Source organism: Streptomyces sp. 35G-GA-8, from assembly GCF_023534745.1.
Lineage (GTDB): Bacteria > Actinomycetota > Actinomycetes > Streptomycetales > Streptomycetaceae > Streptomyces.
Genome location: NZ_JAMHJQ010000022.1, coordinates 1 through 18,224 on the forward strand (window position 1 = coordinate 1; position 18,224 = coordinate 18,224).

The 18,224-nt window shown below is 72.3% G+C and carries 11 protein-coding genes; 2 read left to right on the forward strand and 9 right to left on the reverse strand.

Features of this window, described 5'->3' with window-relative positions; translation table 11 throughout:
• Window positions 1-3,524, forward strand: a 3,524-nt coding sequence (locus M1203_RS34930; protein ID WP_249953877.1) for a multifunctional oxoglutarate decarboxylase/oxoglutarate dehydrogenase thiamine pyrophosphate-binding subunit/dihydrolipoyllysine-residue succinyltransferase subunit, incomplete at its 5' end; no start/stop codon positions are given.
• 64 nt (window positions 3,525-3,588) lie between these two features.
• Here the strand turns inward: M1203_RS34930 and fxsT are convergent.
• From fxsT to M1203_RS34970, 8 genes are all read right to left on the reverse strand, one after another.
• Window positions 3,589-6,609 carry an FxSxx-COOH system tetratricopeptide repeat protein gene (gene fxsT, locus M1203_RS34935; RefSeq protein ID WP_249953878.1) on the reverse strand — a complete coding sequence of 1,007 codons (3,021 nt, stop codon included), beginning with the start codon at window positions 6,607-6,609 and terminating at the stop codon, window positions 3,589-3,591.
• A gap of 78 nt (window positions 6,610-6,687) precedes the next feature.
• Window positions 6,688-8,070: an HEXXH motif-containing putative peptide modification protein gene (locus M1203_RS34940; RefSeq protein WP_249953879.1), complete on the reverse strand. Its 1,383-nt coding sequence runs from the start codon at window positions 8,068-8,070 to the stop codon at window positions 6,688-6,690.
• The gene (locus M1203_RS34945) at window positions 8,067-9,302 is read right to left on the reverse strand and encodes an FxsB family cyclophane-forming radical SAM/SPASM peptide maturase (RefSeq protein WP_283959381.1); all 1,236 of its coding nucleotides are present in this window, start codon (window positions 9,300-9,302) and stop codon (window positions 8,067-8,069) included. The genes M1203_RS34940 and M1203_RS34945 overlap by 4 nt, the downstream gene beginning before the upstream one ends.
• Window positions 9,303-9,486: 184 nt before the next feature.
• The gene (gene fxsA, locus M1203_RS34950) at window positions 9,487-9,696 is read right to left on the reverse strand and encodes an FxSxx-COOH cyclophane-containing RiPP peptide (RefSeq protein ID WP_249953881.1); all 210 of its coding nucleotides are present in this window, start codon (window positions 9,694-9,696) and stop codon (window positions 9,487-9,489) included.
• 73 nt (window positions 9,697-9,769) lie between these two features.
• Complete coding sequence (locus tag M1203_RS34955; protein WP_249953882.1) at window positions 9,770-13,162, reverse strand: SAV_2336 N-terminal domain-related protein; 3,393 nt, start codon at window positions 13,160-13,162, stop codon at window positions 9,770-9,772.
• Window positions 13,163-13,169: 7 nt separating this feature from the next.
• Window positions 13,170-14,246 (reverse strand): MoxR family ATPase, encoded by a 1,077-nt coding sequence (locus tag M1203_RS34960; RefSeq protein ID WP_249953883.1) that lies wholly within the window; start codon window positions 14,244-14,246, stop codon window positions 13,170-13,172.
• A gap of 106 nt (window positions 14,247-14,352) precedes the next feature.
• Window positions 14,353-16,437, reverse strand: a complete 2,085-nt coding sequence (locus M1203_RS34965; RefSeq protein WP_249953884.1) for a trypsin-like peptidase domain-containing protein — start codon at window positions 16,435-16,437, stop codon at window positions 14,353-14,355.
• Complete coding sequence (locus tag M1203_RS34970; RefSeq protein WP_249953885.1) at window positions 16,434-16,973, reverse strand: CU044_2847 family protein; 540 nt, start codon at window positions 16,971-16,973, stop codon at window positions 16,434-16,436. Before M1203_RS34970 ends, M1203_RS34965 begins: the two co-directional genes overlap by 4 nt.
• Window positions 16,974-17,135: 162 nt before the next feature.
• On the opposite strand from M1203_RS34970, the gene M1203_RS34975 reads away from it, so the two are divergent.
• Window positions 17,136-17,321, forward strand: a complete 186-nt coding sequence (locus M1203_RS34975) for a DUF6104 family protein (protein ID WP_007266501.1) — start codon at window positions 17,136-17,138, stop codon at window positions 17,319-17,321.
• Window positions 17,322-17,393: 72 nt separating this feature from the next.
• On the opposite strand, the gene M1203_RS34980 is transcribed toward M1203_RS34975, so the two are convergent.
• On the reverse strand, window positions 17,394-18,200 hold the full coding sequence (locus M1203_RS34980; RefSeq protein ID WP_249953886.1) for a hypothetical protein: 807 nt from the start codon (window positions 18,198-18,200) through the stop codon (window positions 17,394-17,396).
• Between the last annotated feature and the right edge of the window lie 24 nt (window positions 18,201-18,224).

Genomic DNA, 18,224 nt, shown 5'->3' on the forward strand with positions numbered 1-18,224 from the left:
CCCCCGTCGCGCCGGCCAAGCCCGCTGTCGCCGCCCCGGCGCCCGCGCGGCCCGCTGCCCCGGCGAAGCCCGTGGTGGCCGCCGCCCCGGCCGCCCCCGCCCCGGCGAAGGCCAAGCCCGCCGCGAACGGCGGCGAGGCCACCGCGGCGCCCGAGGGCCCCGAGTATGTGACGCTGCGCGGCCCGTCCGCCGCCGTCGCGAAGAACATGAACGCCTCGCTGGAGCTGCCCACGGCCACGTCCGTGCGCGCGGTCCCGGTGAAGCTGCTCTTCGACAACCGCATCGTCATCAACAACCACCTGAAGCGCGCGCGTGGCGGCAAGATCTCCTTCACGCACCTCATCGGGTACGCGATGGTGCAGGCCATCAAGGCCATGCCCTCGATGAACCACTCCTACGCCGAGCGGGACGGCAAGCCGACCCTGGTCAAGCCGGAGCACATCAACTTCGGTCTGGCCATCGACCTGGTGAAGCCGAACGGCGACCGCCAGCTGGTCGTGGCGGGCATCAAGAAGGCCGAGACCCTCAACTTCTTCGACTTCTGGCAGGCGTACGAGGACATCGTCCGCCGCGCCAGGAACAACAAGCTGACGATGGACGACTTCACGGGCGTCACCGTCTCCCTGACCAACCCGGGCGGCCTCGGCACGGTCCACTCCGTGCCGCGTCTGATGCCCGGTCAGTCGGTCATCATGGGCGTCGGTTCGATGGACTACCCGGCGGAGTTCCAGGGCACCTCGCAGGACACCCTGAACAAGCTGGGCATCTCCAAGGTCATGACGCTGACCTCGACCTATGACCACCGGGTCATCCAGGGCGCCGCCTCGGGCGAGTTCCTGCGGATCGTCAGCCAACTGCTCCTCGGCGAGAACGACTTCTACGACGAGATCTTCAAGTCGCTGCGCATCCCGTACGAGCCGGTGCGCTGGCTCAAGGACATCGACGCCTCGCACGACGAGGACGTCACCAAGCCCGCCCGGGTCTTCGAGCTGATCCACTCCTACCGGGTCCGGGGCCATGTCATGGCCGACACCGACCCGTTGGACTACCTCCAGCGCAAGCACCCCGACCTGGACATCACCGAGCACGGGCTCACGCTGTGGGACCTGGAGCGGGAGTTCGCGGTCGGCGGCTTCGCCGGCAAGTCCATGATGAAGCTGCGCGACATCCTGGGCGTGCTGCGCGACTCGTACTGCCGCACCACCGGCATCGAGTTCATGCACATCCAGGACCCGAAGCAGCGCAAGTGGATCCAGGACCGTATCGAGCGCGGGGCGCACGCCAAGCCGGAGCGCGAGGAGCAGCTGCGGATCCTGCGCAGGCTCAACGCCGCCGAGGCGTTCGAGACCTTCCTGCAGACGAAGTACGTCGGCCAGAAGCGGTTCTCGCTGGAGGGCGGCGAGTCCGTCATCCCGCTGCTCGACGCGGTCATCGACTCCGCCGCCGAGTCGCGGCTCGACGAGGTCGTCATCGGCATGGCCCACCGCGGCCGGCTGAACGTCCTCGCGAACATCGTGGGCAAGTCGTACGCCCAGATCTTCCGGGAGTTCGAGGGCAACCTCGACCCGAAGTCGATGCACGGCTCCGGCGATGTGAAGTACCACCTGGGCGCCGAGGGCACCTTCACCGGTCTGGACGGCGAGCAGATCAAGGTCTCGCTGACCGCCAACCCCTCGCACCTGGAGGCGGTGGACCCGGTCCTGGAGGGCGTCGTCCGCGCCAAGCAGGACATCATCAACAAGGGCGGTACGGACTTCACGGTCCTGCCGCTCGCGCTGCACGGCGACGCGGCCTTCGCGGGCCAGGGTGTGGTCGCCGAGACGCTCAACATGTCGCAGCTGCGCGGCTACCGCACCGGCGGCACGGTCCACATCGTGATCAACAACCAGGTCGGCTTCACCGCCGCCCCCGAGGCGTCGCGGTCCTCCATGTACGCGACCGACGTGGCCCGCATGATCGAGGCGCCGATCATCCATGTGAACGGCGACGACCCGGAGGCCGTGGTCCGTGTCGGACGGCTCGCCTTCGAGTTCCGCCAGACGTTCAACAAGGACGTCGTGATCGACCTCATCTGCTACCGCCGCCGCGGTCACAACGAGGGCGACAACCCGCAGTTCACCAACCCGCAGATGGTCCGGCTCATCGACAAGAAGCGCTCGGTGCGCAAGCTCTACACCGAGTCGCTGATCGGCCGCGGCGACATCACGCTGGAAGAGGCGGAGCAGGCGCTCCAGGACTTCCAGGGCCAGCTGGAGAAGGTCTTCGCGGAGGTCCGCGAGGCCACCTCGCACCGGGCCACGGCCCAGGTCCCGGACGCCCAGGCGGAGTTCCCGGTGTCCGTGACCACCGCGGTCTCCCAGGAGGTCGTGAAGCGGATCGCCGAGTCGCAGGTCAACATCCCCGACACGGTCACCGTCCACCCGCGCCTGATGCCGCAGATGCAGCGCCGGGCCGCCTCGGTGGAGGACGGCACGATCGACTGGGGCATGGGCGAGACCCTCGCCATCGGCTCGCTGCTGATGGAGGGCACGCCGGTCCGGCTCTCCGGCCAGGACACCCGCCGCGGTACGTTCGGCCAGCGCCACGCGGTCCTGGTCGACCAGGGCACGGGCGAGGACTACACGCCGCTCCAGTACCTCACCGACGAGCAGGCCCGCTACAACGTCTACGACTCGCTGCTCAGCGAGTACGCGGCGATGGGCTTCGAGTACGGCTACTCGCTGGCCAGGCCGGACGCGCTGGTCATGTGGGAGGCGCAGTTCGGTGACTTCGTCAACGGCGCGCAGACCGTCGTGGACGAGTTCGTCTCGTCGGCCGAGCAGAAGTGGGGCCAGACCTCCGGCGTCACGCTGCTGCTGCCGCACGGCTACGAGGGCCAGGGCCCGGACCACTCGTCCGCCCGCCCGGAGCGCTTCCTCCAGATGTGCGCGCAGAACAACATGACGGTCGCCATGCCGACCCTGCCGTCGAACTACTTCCACCTGCTGCGCTGGCAGGTCCACAACCCGCACCACAAGCCGCTCGTCGTCTTCACCCCGAAGTCGATGCTGCGTCTGAAGGCCGCGGCGTCCAAGGCCGAGGAGTTCACCACCGGCGGCTTCCGCCCGGTGATCGGCGACCCGAGCGTGGACCCGAGCGCCGTGCGCAAGGTCGTCTTCACCGCCGGCAAGGTCTACTACGACCTCGACGCCGAGCGGCAGAAGCGTGGCGTGACGGACACCGCGATCCTGCGCCTGGAGCGCCTGTACCCGCTGCCGGGTGCCGAACTGCAGGCCGAGATCGCCAAGTTCCCGAACGCCGAGACATACCTGTGGGCCCAGGAGGAGCCGGCGAACCAGGGTGCCTGGCCGTTCATCGCGCTCAATCTGATCGACCACCTGGACCTGGCGGTCGGCGCGGATGTGCCGGGCGCCGAGCGGCTGCGCCGTATCTCGCGTCCGCACTCCTCGTCCCCGGCGGTCGGCTCGGCCAAGCGCCACCAGGCGGAGCAGCAGCAGCTGGTCAACGAGGTCTTCGACGCCTGACGGACCCGTCGTACCGACCGGAGGGCCCGGCCCCGCGATCCACGCGCGGCCGGGCCCTCCGGCGTCAGACGGTCGGCGGCTCGAAGTCCCAGTAGGGGCGGTTACGGGACCGGGCCGCGACGGTGTGGACATGCTGCGCGCCGAGGGTGGCCGCCAGATCGTCCAGCGCCTCCCCCTCGGTCTTCTTCGCCCGGGGCCCCTCCCGCAGGGCCCGCAGGTCCGCCGCGTACGCGATCCTGGCCGAGAGCGTCAGCGGATGGGTTCTGCCCAGCGTCTCGGTGGCGCGGGCGACGGTGTCGGCGGTCAGCGCGGCGGCGCCCTCCGGGTCGCCCACCAGATTGCGCAGCGCCGAGGCGTTGATGGCGCACCCCAGGGCCCAGGGATGGCGCTCGCCGACGGCCTGGGTCAGATCGACGAGGGAGTCCTCGATCAGTGCCTGCGCCTGCTCCCGCTCCCCCAGGTTGCGCAGGATCAGGCCATGGTTGGCGCGGGCTCCCGCGACGAACGGATGCCCTTCCCCGAGCATCGCCAGATAGCCGTGGACGACCTTGTCGCTTATCTCCATGGCCTGGTCGATGTCGCCGTGCTCGCGGGCGAAGCAGCTCTGGCCCGCCGCGAACATGATGGTGAGCGGGTCGTGTTCACCGAGCACCCGCTCGCAGTTCTCCAGGACCTGGGTGAACAGGACGGCGGCCTTGGCGCGTTCGCCCGTGCGGTACAGGCAGAGGGCGAGATTGTGCTCGGCGCGCAGCGTCTGGGGGTTGTCCCGGCCCAGCACGATCCGGTGGACGCGCACGCTCTGCGACTGGAGCGATTCGGCCTCGTTGTAGCGGCCGAGCAGGCGCAGGTCGGTGGCGTAGTTGATCTCGGAGAAGAGGGTCCAGTTGTGCCGCAGGCGGAGCGTCTGCCGGCGCATGTCCAGCGTGCGCCGGTTGAGATCGAGGGATTCCTCGTACCGGCCGAGCAGCCGGAGCGAGACGGCCAGATTGTTCTGGGCGTTGAGGGTACGGGAGTCCTGTTCGCCGAGGAGTTCCCGGTAGTAGTCCAGGATCCGGCCGGAGATCTCAAGGGCCTCCTCGTACCGGCCGAGGCCGCGCAGATCGGCGGCCAGCCCCGCGGAGGCGCGCAGATGCTCCAGGTCCTTGGGCCCGCGTTCGGCGAGCAGATACTCGACCGCGGCGCGTTCGATGGCCTCGGTGCCCGCGTAGTCGCCCACCGCGCGCATCAGGTTGGCGTAGTGGTAGCTGACGTCCCAGATCCTCGGGTGCGTCTCGCCGAGGAGCCGCCGCCATGCGGCCAGCGTGCGCCGCCCGAGGTTGATGCCCGCCCGGTACTCCCCGGAGAGATACATGTAGCGCAGACAATTGAGGACCAGGGTGTGCATCGCGGGATCGGTGCTCTTCAGCACATCGGCCCACTTGAGATGCGGGGTGATCTCCGCGTACCGGGGCCACAGCCGGGTGTCGGTCGGCCGGCCCGGGTCGGCCGCCACCAGCGCCCGGCGCACCACCTCGATGAAGTCCTTGTGGTCCTGCTCGGGCATGTCCTGATGGACGATCTGGTGGACCATACGGTGCATATAGAGGGTGTCGCCCGCCACCCCGGGCAGACCGGCGTCGTGCACCGAGTCGTGGACCTCGCGCTCGCCGACCCCGGCCGCGCGGACGACGGCGTACTGCCGCAGCTTGTTGATCGCCCGCGCCCAGCGCACCGGATCGTCGACCAGTCCGCGCAGCTTCTCCGGGAGCGTGTTCGCGGGTAGGTCGCGTACCAGCCGTACGGGGATGGCGCCCGGCGCGAAGAAGGTGCACAGCCGCAGCAGATCGACGGACTCGGGGACGGTCTCGCGGAGCTTGTTGAGCAGTATCGACCAGCCGGTCTGGAAGGCGAGCGGGAAGTCGGCGGAGACCCGCACGACGTCCTGGTCGATGCCGTCCTCCAGCAGCTCGATGTACTCGTCGACGGACATGTCCGAGTCATTGAGCCACCCGGCGGTCTGGTCGAGCAGCAGCGGCAGGTCTTCGAGCGCCTCCGCGAGCTGGTCCGCCTCCACATGGGTCAGCCGCGAGGCACGGCGGCGGATGAAGGCGACCGACTCCTCGCGTTCGTAGACCGGCACCTCCATCAGGGCGCTGTTGTGCTCGCGCCATTCCGGGTTGCGCGCCGTGATCAGCACATGGCCGGGGCCGGTGGGGACCAGATCCCAGATCTGCTCGGGTTCGTCGGCCCCGTCCAGGACCAGCAGCCAGCGCTTGAACGGCTCGCCGCGGCGCAGCGCGTCCAGTACGGCGCGCAGCCGCTCGCCGTACTCCACACCGGTGGACAGGCCGAGCGCCGGGGCGAGTTCGGCGAGTTTCTGCCGGCAGCTGACCCGCTTGTCGGCGGAGACCCACCACACCACGTCGTACTCGGCACCGAAGCGGTACACGTACTCGGCGGCCAGCTGGGTCTTGCCCACGCCCGACATGCCGTGCAGTGTGACCACGCCGGCGCCGCGGCCGGCCGCCTGGAGCGCCTGGTAGGCGCTGTCGAGCAGCGTCTCGCGGCCGGTGAAGCGCGTGTTGCGGCGGGGGACTCCACCCCACACATCGGGGGTGTCGGCGGGAAAGCGCGGGCCGCGCCGGGCCTCCCCGAGCTCGGGGAGGTGGTCGGTGGGCAGTCCGAGGCGGACCAGGACGCGCCGCTCGGCCTCCGATTCACCGACGGTGGTCAGATCGGCGGCGGCGAGGACGGCGGTGGCACTGGGCAGTGTGGAGGTGGTGACGGTGACGGCGGCGAACCGGTCGGGCCGGGCGGCCACCACCTGGCGCAGGGCGCGGTTCCACTCGTCGTGGCTGCGGGGGCCGAGCTGGAAGTACCAGTCGCTGAGGACCATGAGGATGGGCCCCGGCGCCAGCAGCAGATCCTCCAGGGCCTCCTCCAGCGATGTCTCCACCGGCGGGTCCCACCGCTGGTAGACGACCGTGAGCCCGCGCAGCTGGAGCCGGTCGCCGATCCAGACCGCCCAGGCCCGGTTGAAACCGGCGAAACTGATGGTGACAGCCTGCGTCCCGATTGCTCCAACTGGCTTACGTGCTCCGGGCATTCGACCGTCTCCCTGCTTCGTCATAAGCCCTTCTAACATACCCCGGAGCCTGCGCGATCCATCCTCGTACGCGTGGCGTCAACTCGCGTTTCGCTGGCGCCAGATCATGCGCGCGGTACGCACATATGCCACCGCTCGGGCCAGGTGTCCCGGCGGCGGAGGTATGTCGGCCAGCCGGTGGTACATGGAGATCATCTCGTTGACGAGTACCCGGCCCGCCGGGGTCAGCGCCCCGGAGGCCGCCAGCACCGGCAGGACCGCGCCGACCTGCTCCTGACAGCGGGCGTGCTCGGACCAGGCCAGATCGCGGGCGGAGGAGCGGTCCGTGCCGAGGGCGCAGCGCTGCCAGAAGTCGGCGAGCGCGATATGCGAGTACGCGCCCTGGAGCAGCCCGTCGAAGGGCCTGGCGTCGGGGCGCCAGGGCGCGAAGTGACGTGGCGTCGCGTCCTCGTGGTGCAGCGGGGTGAGGGCCGCGAGCGCGGCGAGTTTGGTGTGCTGGAGTTCGTGGACGAGGGTCGCCGCGAAGTGGGCGGCGGTGGCCGGCCTGCTGCTGAGGATCGCGCCGAACGCCTCGCGGCGGGTGCCGCTGCACTGCGCGGCGCCCTGCCCGGTGGACGGGGAGCCGGGTGGCGGGGAGAGCGGGACCAGACAGCGCAGCAGGGCCGCCGCCTCGGCGGTGCGGTGGGCGCCGCCGACCCGGAGCATGGGCTCCACCCCCGCCCACAGCTCACGCCACGCCGCGCGTTCGCCGTCGTCGGGCCCGGCGACGGAGGAGAGCCCGAACCGTTGCAGTCCGCTGCCGGCCGTGCGGTACGGATCGAGGTCGTCGAGCGGTACGCGCGCGATGCCCGGCGCTACGGCGGGGAGCGTGAGGATGGGCAGCCAGCGCGGGTCGTCGGAGTGCGCGCCCTCTTCCCCGAGCCGTACGGTGACGGCTCCGGAATCCTCCTGCCGTAGTGTCACCCCTTCCTCGGCCAGGGCGACGACCACCACGCGTGCTCCCGGAGCGGTGCGCAGCGCGCCCAGGGTGGGCAGGACGAGCAGCCCGTCGGAGGCGACGAGCCGTGCCTCGAAGGGCAGGGCCGCGCGGATCGCCGCCGCCGCGGCGAGGGCGCTGAAGTGGTCCAGATCGGCGGCGAGTTCGGGGGTCGGCGCGGCAGCGGTGAGACCACGCAGACAACGTTGTGCCCAGGGGCCTGCCAGTGGATGGAGCAGAACGGAGCGGGTGGCGGCCCTGTCCGCGCGCTCGGCGGCCTCCAGCAGCGCCCAGTCCTGGCGCAGCCGCTCCAGCCGGCCGGGCGGGCAGACCGCGGCGGGTGCGGCGGACCCCGCGTCGAGCAGGGCCCGCAGCAGTACCAGCCGCCGGGTGTACTGGTCGCGCACGAGCAGCCCGAGGGCTTCGGAACCGCCCTCGGTACGGCCGAGTTCACGCAACAGCGCGTCCGGTACGACGGGGCTCACCCGCCACCTCCCTGACTCGCCGCCCGGGGAGTCGTCGCTTCGGTGAGTCTGGCCGCCACATGGCGGATCAGCCGCTGGAGGTCCGCGCAGTAGACGGAGGGGTTGGTGAAGCCGTGTCCCGCGCGGTAGCGGTGGGCGTAGTGGCCGCCGCCGCAGACGGTGAGCAGCGGGCAGGCGCGGCAGCCGGCGGCGAGGGACGCGGCGCCGGACTGGCGGGCGGCGACCGCGGGGTGGCGGGTGGCGTCGTCGAGGGTGTGCCGGAAGATGTCGAGTCCGGTGGCGGCGGCCGTGTCGTAGGCGGACTTCAGGGAGTCGACCTGTTCGATGGCGCCGTCGGTCTCGATCACGATGGCGTTGACGGGGTCGAGTCCCAGGGACTCGGTGGCGCCGGGCAGGCCGAGCAGCAGGGCGAGACATTCCTCGAAGAGCCGGATCCGGGTCTCCCTGCGCCCGGCCGACCACCAGCGGTCGAAGACCGTGCTCAGCCAGTCGCCGTACGGGGTGGGACGGTCGGATGCCTCGGCGGTGCCGGCGAGTCCGGGCGGCGGGGCGGACCAGTTGCCGTGCGGCAGCAGCAGATCGAGGGCGGGCGGGCGCAGCGCCAGCAGCGACGCGTACACCTCGGCGGGGTCGGTGCGCGGGTCGACGACCGTGAGGATGCCCGCGTACGCCTCGGGGTGGTGCTCGGCGAGCAGCCGGGCGCCGCGCGAGGCGGCGGGCCAGGAGGGGCGGCCCGCGTGGTCGACGCGCAGGGTGTTGTGGGCGGCCAGACCGCCGTCGAGGCTGATGCCGACGCGTATCCCGTGCCGGGCGAGGGTGGCGATCCGGTCCTCGGTGAGCAGGGTCGCGTTGGTCTGCACGATGGCGTGGACGGTGCAGCCGCGCGGTACCCGTTCGCGTACGAGTCCGGCGAAGGCGGCCAGCCGGCCGGCGCCCGCGAGCAGTGGTTCACCGCCGTGCAGGACGAGCGAGAGGTCGCGCAGCGCGTGCGTGGCAGCGTGCTCGGCGATCCGGGACGCCGCGCGGTCCAGGACGGCGGGCGCGGCGGCGGCCGGGCGCTCGCGCCAGGTGCGATCGGGCCCCTCGTAGAGATAGCAGTAGCGGCAGGCGAGGTTGCAGCGGCCGTGCACCTTGACGATGAACTGCCCGAAGGGAAAGGGAACGGAGGCCGGCGTGGGCACGGCGGACCTCTGGACCTCCGGTGCCGGTACGGGCGTCGGCCCGCGCGGCATGGCCTGTCTGGACACTCCGAACTCCCGGTGGTCTACGGCATCCGGGACAGCCCCGGGCTGCCCGGCCGAGGGCCTGGTTCCCGGAACCGGCGGGGAGGCAAACGCGTGGCGCGACAAGTTGTCCTGTTCGACGGAGGCCCCGGGCCAAAAACGGGTGCGAGGTCCGGGGCGGGCATCCGCCGCGTCAGAACGCGCTGTTGAACCCCCACAGCATCTCGCGCGGCTGCTCGGCCCGGCCGCGCAGATCCGCCACCACCTCGGCGAGGACCGGGTGGTCGAGGGTGCGCAGCGCCTCAAGGTCGAGCGCCAGCAGATCCGGCAGGGCGCCGGGACCGTCCGGAGTTCCGCCGTCCACCGGCCGCTTCGTGTGTGTCGTCCGCGTCAAGTCGTCCATCACGCCTCCCCGTTGCCGTGCGCGTGCGTCGTATCGGTCGTACCCCTTCCCGTACCCCGTACGAGCCCGTTCCTCACCGCTCCAGTTCGGCCAGCCTGTCCGAAGTCGCACGCGCCCGGTCGCCGCCGCCGTCCGGCAGCTTGCCCCACTCCGTACGCGCCGCGCGATATGCCTCGCGCGCGGCCCGGGGCCTGCCGGCTTCCTCGTAGGTCATTCCCCGCCAGTGATTGGCCTCGGCGCGCAGGACCACGGCTTCCAGCCGCCGTCGCGGATTGTCCAGCTCCGCTTCCGCCGTCCTGGCCGAGTCCGCCGCGCCCCGGAACGCCTCGGCCGCCTCGTCGAGCCGGGCCGGCCGGTGCAGGATCCGGTGTGCGTCGAAGTGGGAGCGGCCCAGTTCCAGCCAGCAGCGCGCGGCGGTCAGCGGATCGCGCGCCTCCTGCGCGGCGAGCCCGAAGAGATGCTCGGCCTCCCGCAGATCCACCCGGTCGCCGCCCAGCCGATGACGCAGCATCAGGGCCTTGCCCAGCATCAGCAGCCGGTCGGCCTGGCGGACGCCGGGCACCGTTTCCGTACGGCAGTCGCGCAGGACCCGTACCGCCGCGCCGATGTACCGGCTGCCGTCCGGCAGTTCCGCGCGCCTCAGCAGGGTCGTGCCCCACTCGGCGAGCAGATCCGCGTGGGCCCGGGAGTCCCGGGGGACTCCGCGCGAGGCACGGGCGAAGTACTCCGCGGCCTCCTCCAGATCGCCCGGGTCGCCGGAGCGTTCGTAGCGGGCGGCCCGCACCCGGCCCGCCCTGGTCCTGAGCGAGGCGAGCAGCCGCTCGTCCCGTACGGTCACCAGCGACTGGTCGACGAGCGTCCCCGCCTCGTCCAGGCCGTCGCCCGACCGCAGCAGCGCGTCCACCAGATCGAGCAGGATCCGGGCCTGCGTGCCGACGGTGTGGCCGCCGGGGGCGAGCGCCCTGCGCAGCGAGCGCGCCGCCTGGCCCGCGTACACCTGGGCCTGTTCGGGGTCGCCGGTCGCACCGGACAGCCGCAGCAGCGTCCGTCCATGGGCCAGCGGCAGCCCCGGCGGCCGGTTCTCCTGATCGGGCCAGACGTCGGCGAACGCCTCCAGCATGCCGATCGCGCCCTGGAGCAGCGCGCTGTCGCCGCCCAGCCGCCACTGCGCCTCCAGGGCGCGCACCCGCTCCAGGGTCAGCCGCAGCGCCTCGCCCGGCTCCAGTCCCGGCGCGGCGCAGGCGACGGTGTACTCGCGGTCGGCGCGGCGCAGCAGCTCCAGCGCGGCGCGCCGGTCGCCGCGCCGCCGCCGGTCGTCGGCCGCGGCGTGCAACACCTTGGCGAGCACGGCCCGTTCACGTACCGCCCGGGGATGCGCTGCGGCCTTCTCGGCGGCACGCTCGGCCTCGCGCAGCAGTCCGCCGCCGCCCTGGACCTCCCACAGCCGCAGCAGACAGCGGGCGAACTCCGCCCACAGCTCGGGGTCGGAGCCGGACGCCGGCTCCTCGCGTTCGGTGGCGCCGCGCAGCAGCTGTACGGCGTCTATCAGATACTGCACCATGCTGTCCGAATCGAACTGGCGCAGCAGCCCGCGGGCGCTCTCCACCGCGTCGTTGGTGGGCGGGTCGAGGACCTGGCCGCCGCCGTAGGGCGCGAACTGGTCCGGCAGCGGCATGAACCGCTCCAGCACCCGGGCCGCGACCTCGGCGAAGGGGTCCGGCGCGCGTCGGGCGCCGCCCTCCGGCCCGCCGTTCTCCCCCGCTTCGCCGTTCTCGCCGTCCGGCTCGATCTCCGTCTCGCCCTCGCCGCGGAACGCGCCGTCGTCGAGAGCGCCGCGCGGGAGGAACGGGCCGGGGCTGCTGTCGCCCAGCTGGGCCACGGCCAGGGCCGGGAAGTTGGGGCCGCCCCTGCCGAATCTCTGCTCGATGTACTCCGAGCAGTGCTTCAGCACGAGCAGCGCCTCGTCCCGGCCCAGCGGTCCGAGCAGCGCGTCCTGGACGCCCGGCGCGAACTCGTACCACTGACCGTCGTCCCCGCCGTCGCCCTTGCTTCGCGAGAGCAGCCCGCTGAGCAGCACCTCGGCCAGCTCGGACGGTCCCGAGTCGGGCAGCATCGTGCGCTGCACCAGCTGCATCACCGGCAGATAGAGCGGGGCCGCGGCGAGATAGACGGCCAGTTGTCCGGCGGCCGGCGAGGCGGCCGAGCGGAACCGGCTGACCAGCTGGAGCGAGGACATCCGGTCGCCCCGGCGCGGCACGGGCGACGCGGGATGGTCGGCGCGCACCCAGCCGACCGCGCCGGAGATCCGGCCCGCGCCGGTCCCCGACAGCAGCCGTGCCCAGGCGTCGAGCGCGCCCGCGACCGGCGGCAGTACGGGGATCGCGAGGGCTCCCGGCCGCGCGGCGGGCGCCGTGGCGGCGTCGCCGCCGACCTTCAGGACGGCCGCGCCGCCCGGTCCCTCGCCCCGGGACAGCACGCCGTAGGTGACGGGCAGCCGGGTGCGGTTCCACATGCGCTGCGGCAGCGGTTGCAGTACGGCGGTGGGCGCCTGGCGGGCGAGCTGGTGCAGCAGCCGGTGGGCGCGTCCGCTGTGCCAGAGCGGGCCCGCGCAGTCGCTGACGACGACGGTGACGCGGCGTCCGGTCGGATCGCTCAGCCGGTCGGCGGAGCTGAGCGGCGCGGCGGCCGGGTCGGGGCTTCTGCTGACGGCGGGCGCGCCGTCGGGCCCTTGGTGCAGATAGCGCACCTGCACATCACGGAAGGCGCCCAACTGGCCGAATATCTGCTGGAGTTCGGTGAAGAGCCGCTCCCAGACCCGCATCGACGACGAGGCGTCCATGACGAACTGGAGCAGCGCGTCCGCCCGCGAGACCCCGCGGAATACCGGGATGATCAGCCCGCCGGCCCGAGCGCTCAGTTCCACTGTCGCCACCTCGTCAAGGGTACGGCGCAACGGCGGGGCGGCGGGCCGGTAGCGCTGAAGTGGCCTCAACGCGCGCTGGAGTTCGAGGGGTGCGGGCAGCGCGGGGGCGGCGGGCACCCCGAGGGTGAGCGCGGTGGCCCCGCGCCCGTGCCGGGCACGCCGTCCGCCGTGGCTCGGTACGGGATAGAGGGAGATCCGCCGGTCGTCCTCCTCGCCGGGATCCGGCCTCGGCCCCGGTCCGTCCTCCGGCTCGGCCTCCTGGACGGAGTCGGTGAGGGCCGCCGGCGCGACGGCCGTCGCGCCGGTGACGGCCGGCCGTTCGCCGCTGTCCGCCGTCTCCTCGCCGTCCTCGCCGGGTCCCTGCCGCGTCCGGCCGCGTCCGGTCTGTTCCGCCAGCCAGATGGCGTCACAGAGCTGTTCGGCGTCGGGGTCGAGACCGGCCTCGCGCAGCCGGGCGACGAGCGCGGTCAGCAGAGCGCCGTCGGGCGCCGCCCGCCGGCCGGCCGGGCCCTCCGTCGTACGGTCCGCCGCACCGCCCGTCATCAGCACATCACCTCGGCCGGTCGAGTCGCTGGATGAGCAGGTCGGCGAGGCGGTCGCGACCCGCCGGGGCGGCGGCGTCGGTGAGATAGATGGCGTTCAGCAACTGGTCGGTGGAGATGAGTTCGCTGCGCGAGCGCTCCAGGAAGTGGCTGATCAGATCGTCGCCGGCGCGGGCGGCCTCGTCGCCGAGATGTGCCCGTACGAACGTGGCGAGCCGCTGGTGGTCGGGGCGGCCCAGCTCCAGATGGATACAGCGGCGCATCAGGGGCGCCGGGAAGTCCCGTTCGCCGTTGCTGGTGAGGACGACGAACGGGAAGGCACGGCACTGCACCCGGCCGCCCTTGATCCGCACCTTCTTGCCGTCGTCGGTAAGGACCTCGGCCTCGCCGTCGGGCAGCCGGTCGGCGATCCGCTCCAGCTCCGGAATGCCGAACTCCCCTTCTTCCAGCACATTCAGGAGATCGTTCGGCAGATCGATGTCGCTCTTGTCCAGCTCGTCGATGAGCAGTACGCGGGGCTGCTCCGAGGGCAGCAGCGCGGTGCCCAGCGGGCCGAGCCGGATATAGCTGCCGATGTCCGCCGACGGGTCGTGGCGGTCCGTTCCGTCCGCGCCGTCCGCGCCGTTCGGTCCCGCGGAGCTGTGCGCGGCCAGCTGCACATCCTGGAGCCGGGCGATCGCGTCGTAGTGGTACAGCCCGTCCTGGAGGGCGGACCTGCTGACGATGGGCCAGCGCAGCACCCGGCCGAGCCCCAGTTCGTGCGCGACGGAGTGGGCGAGGGTGCTCTTGCCCGCACCCGGGCTTCCGGTGACCAGCAGCGGACGCCTCAGGTAGAGCGCCGCGTTGATCATTTCGAGCTCCTCGGCGCCCGGCCGGTGCAGCTCCGCCTCGTGCCGGTAGCCGCCGAGCCGCCGGTCGGCCGAGCCGTCGCCGTCCCTGCCGTCGCCCGTACCGCCCTCGTCGTCCGGGGAGTTGTCGCCGCGTCCCGCGAAGTCCCGCCAGGGAGGCGGCGGAGGCAGTTGGGTGATGCCTCCGTGCGGTTCGCCGGCGCCTCGATAGATGAGCCACTCGCTGGGTTCACTCATTGCGTGTTCCTCGTCATCACTCGTCCGCCAGGGGCAGCAACCGCCGAACGTGCCACACGGTAGCGATCCGCCGCCGACCCCGTAAGAGGCCGATGGCCGGGGCGGTTCACGGTGCCTCCAGCAACTGGCCGGATCCGGGCAGCGGGTGGTGCGGATCGTCGTAGAAGAGCGCCACGCCGTCCGACCAGAACATCTCCGTACGACCCGCGCGCACTCCCCGTCTCAGTTCCTGGATCTTCCACGGCAGCCGGTCGGCCGTGCCCGCCTCCGCGACCGTGGCCACCGCGCGCCGGTGGAAGTCCGCGCAGACCACGTCGGGACGGTCCATGCCGCGCCGCAGCAGGGCGACATGGAAGCCGCCGCGCACCACCCGGGTCAGTCCGGCGGCGGTCTCGCCGTCGGGCCGGTCGCCGTAACGGCAGAGCACGGGCACCGTCTCGTACGCCAGAGAGCGCAGCTCCTCCTCCGTAGGAACGGGTACCCGCAATCCGTCCTCGCAGTCGATGATCTCGGCCTGCATCGCCGCGCTCCACGTACGGTTCCAGCGCGCCCTGCGCTCCCGGACCTCGTCCTCCGAGAGCGGTGGCTCCTGGTCCGAACAGCGCACGACCACCGGACGCGTGACCCCGAGCGGCGGCTCGTCGGGCGACAGCTGCCAGCTGTCCACCTCAAGGCCGAGCAGCGCCTGTACGACGGCGACCTGGAGCATGGCGGGGCTGTCCGGCTCGTCGCAGCGGCGGAACGCCTCGGCGAGCGCGGCGGTGAGACGCGTGTGCAGGGAGTGGCCGGGGGTGCCTCTGCTGTCCTCGGCGACCGGCACCACCTCGCCGCTGTGCCGGGCGACACCCACCCGCCAGTCGTAGCTGTCCCGCTCCCAGCCACGCGGCTCGAGCTCCAGCAGGACGAAGGGGCGCTCACCCTCCCGGGGCCGCTCCCCGTAGGCCGGGGAGGCGCGCCGCTGCTCCCGGTCCGTACGGTGGCGTCCCGCCGACCACAGCCGGGTGATCTCGTTGCGGAACTCCCGCGAGAGCCGTTCGTCGGCGATCCGCTTCACCCAGCCCCAGAGCTCTTCCTCGGCCGCCGCGGTGGTGTGCGTGACATAGGGGCGCTCGGCGGAGATGACGCTCATGCAGTAGCGCAGGACGAGTTCGAGCGCGGCCTCCCCGCCCCGGGTCTCGTAGAGCGCGCCGAGCCCGTCGCGCCAGCTGCGCGGCGCCGGATAGCGGTCCACGGAGTGCACATTGGGCAGCCGGAAGAGCAGATCGAGCAGGCTGTGGGTGGAGACCGGCGGCGGCAGCTCGGCGAGCCTGCCGAGCAGCGTCACGCGCTGCTGGGGGGAGAGCGCGCGGTCGGCTCCCGTGGCGAGCGAACTCTGCACATCGGTCCACGTACGGCCGGTGCCCACCCGGCTGATGTGGCGGTCGGCGTGGTAGCGGTCATGGGCGTGGAACACCGCCTGGTAGTCGTCGTCCGACTCCGACCCGGCCATCGCGGCGGGCACCGGCAGCGAACGCAGCCGGTCGATGGCGATGGAGGTCCCGCCCATGGCGCCGAGCAGCTGTGACTTCAGCACCCCGACCACCTCGCCTCGGTGCAGATCGACGGCGGGCCCGCCGGAGACCCCGGGCGGCAGCACATCCCCGCCGAGCCGCATCTGCTCGTCGGAGTCCGCCCAGCCGCCGACGGTGCCCTGCACGGCGCACTGCCCGCTGAGCCGCTTCAGCCGGCCGCCCACCTCGGTCCAGCCCGAGTAGAGCACCTGCTCGCCGCCGAAGAACTTCGCGGGGCGCTCGCTGACATACACACAGGCGTGGTCGACGGGCCTGCTGAGCCGGACGAGCGCGAGATCGGGCGCCGGCCAGCCCGCGCCGGGACCCGCACCGCCCGGGGGCGCCTCGGGAAGCGCCGCGACGACGGCCCCCGCGACCGCCGTCTCGCCGCTTCGGGGACCGGTTTCGAAGACCACGGTCACGTCCCGCCCCTCCCCCTGCAACGCCACATGCGCACATGTGAGAACCCAGCTCGGGGCGATGAAGAAGCCGCTCCCCAGGAAGCTTCCGCTTGGCCCATCAGGGTCATACCCGCCCCCCGGAGCATGGATGCGCACGGTGGCGGCCATGACGAGGTCGCGGAGGGCGAGTCCGCCGTCGCCGAAGGCTCCGGGCACACCCCGGCCGAGCCCGTCGATCATGCTCCGCTCCCGGCCGGGGGCGTGGGACCGCCCGGATGCGCCGGTGCGCCGGTGGATGCGCCGGGCGTGCCCCCGGCGGGCGGAACAGCGGGCGGCGCGGCGGACGGGACGGCCGGCGGCGCGGTGGGCCGTGGCGGTGGCGCCGTCTGGGGCGGCACCGCCGGCCGTGGCGCGGCGAGATCGGCGGGCGGACCGCCGTCGTTCCAGGTCAGGGTGACTTTGATGCCCCCCTTGGCCTCACCGTCGGCGAGCAGTCCGACGACCTTGCCCGACTTGGCGGTGAGTTCGATGCCGAACTCGACACTCACCTCGTCGGGACGCACCGCGCGTAGAGGCCCGGCCAGAGACCGTGCGACGCTGGTCACGACGGATTGCAGACTCTCCACCCGCGCCTGTACCTGATCCGCGAACCCGGTGTCCGCGTACGTCAGGCCCCCCGATGGCCGGCGCAGTTCCTCGGCCCCGGAGATCCGGGCCCATACGGGCGTGCCGTCCGGCATTTCGATGCGCGTGACATTGGCCTCGTCATCACCCATGACTTCCCCCGTTCCCCCAATTCCCCGCAGGTTAACGGCAGTAGAGAGCCGGCGCGAGGGTCATGGGAAAGGACGGCGCCGCGCACCCGGTCGGTTCTCGGCGGCGCAGGGGACCTCGCTCCCGCTCTCCCCACCCCTCTCACCAGGCATTAGGCTGATTCCATGTACTTCACCGACCGTGGGATCGAGGAACTGGAGAAACGGCGCGGCGAGGAGGAGGTCACTTTCGAGTGGCTGGCCGAACAGCTGCGTACGTTCGTCGACCTCAATCCCGATTTCGAAGTTCCGGTCGAACGTCTCGCGACATGGCTGGCGCGGCTCGACGACGAGGACGAGGACGACGAATAGCCCGTACGGCGCCCCTTTCGCCCCTTCACCCGGCTTAACCGGCGGCTTACCCGGCCCCGTACGTCCCCGGTCTCATTCCTGGGCGCGGAACCTGTCGTACGCGAGTCCCAGCACGCCGTGCGTGACGAGCAGCGTGCCCGCGAAGGCCCAGCCCGCGCTCCGGCGGCGGGCCGCCCAGAGGACCAGCGGTACGCCCGTCGCGAGTTGGGCGGTGGCGAGCAGCCGGGCCTTGGGGCCGCGCAGCCAGGGGCCCAGCGGCCCGTCCTCCACCACGTCGAGCTCGGCCCGTACGGTGTCGCGCCAGCCGGCCCATTCGAGCTGCTCGGCGCCCGGCTGGATACGCGCGACCTCACGCAGCCGGTCGGCCGGTTCGCCCGGGGTGAGACCGGCCGGAAGGCTGAGGCCGGTACGGGTGAGGAACGCGGCCAGCGTCCGGAGCCTGGTCCTGGAGTCGGCCTCCTGGTCCTCGTGGGTGAGCGGATCCAGTGCCTGGAGATCCAGTACGGGATCGAGGCCGAGGCGGGCCGCGAACGTACGCATCGCCTCGTCCTCCCCGGCGGGCGTGCCGTCCGCGAGCCAGACATAGCCGACGGTGCGCCGGAAGCCGGCCGCCAGGGTGTAGCCGGCCCGGCCCGCGTCCCACCACAGGGCGAGAACCGGCCAGTTGGAGCCGACGGCGAGCGCGGTGGCCCAGCTCACGACCACCCGGTCGACCGGTTCGCCGCCGTGCAGCCAGGGCTTGCCCTCGGGAACGAGCACGGTCCAGCCCGCACCGGCCGGGGTGAGCAGCAGCCGTTCGCGGAGCAGATGGGCGGCGGGCCGTACCACCGCCGGCTCGGCCCGGCAGAGCAGCAGAGCCCCCACGGAAGTCGCGTTCATAGCCTTACGCTAGGGCACTTTGCC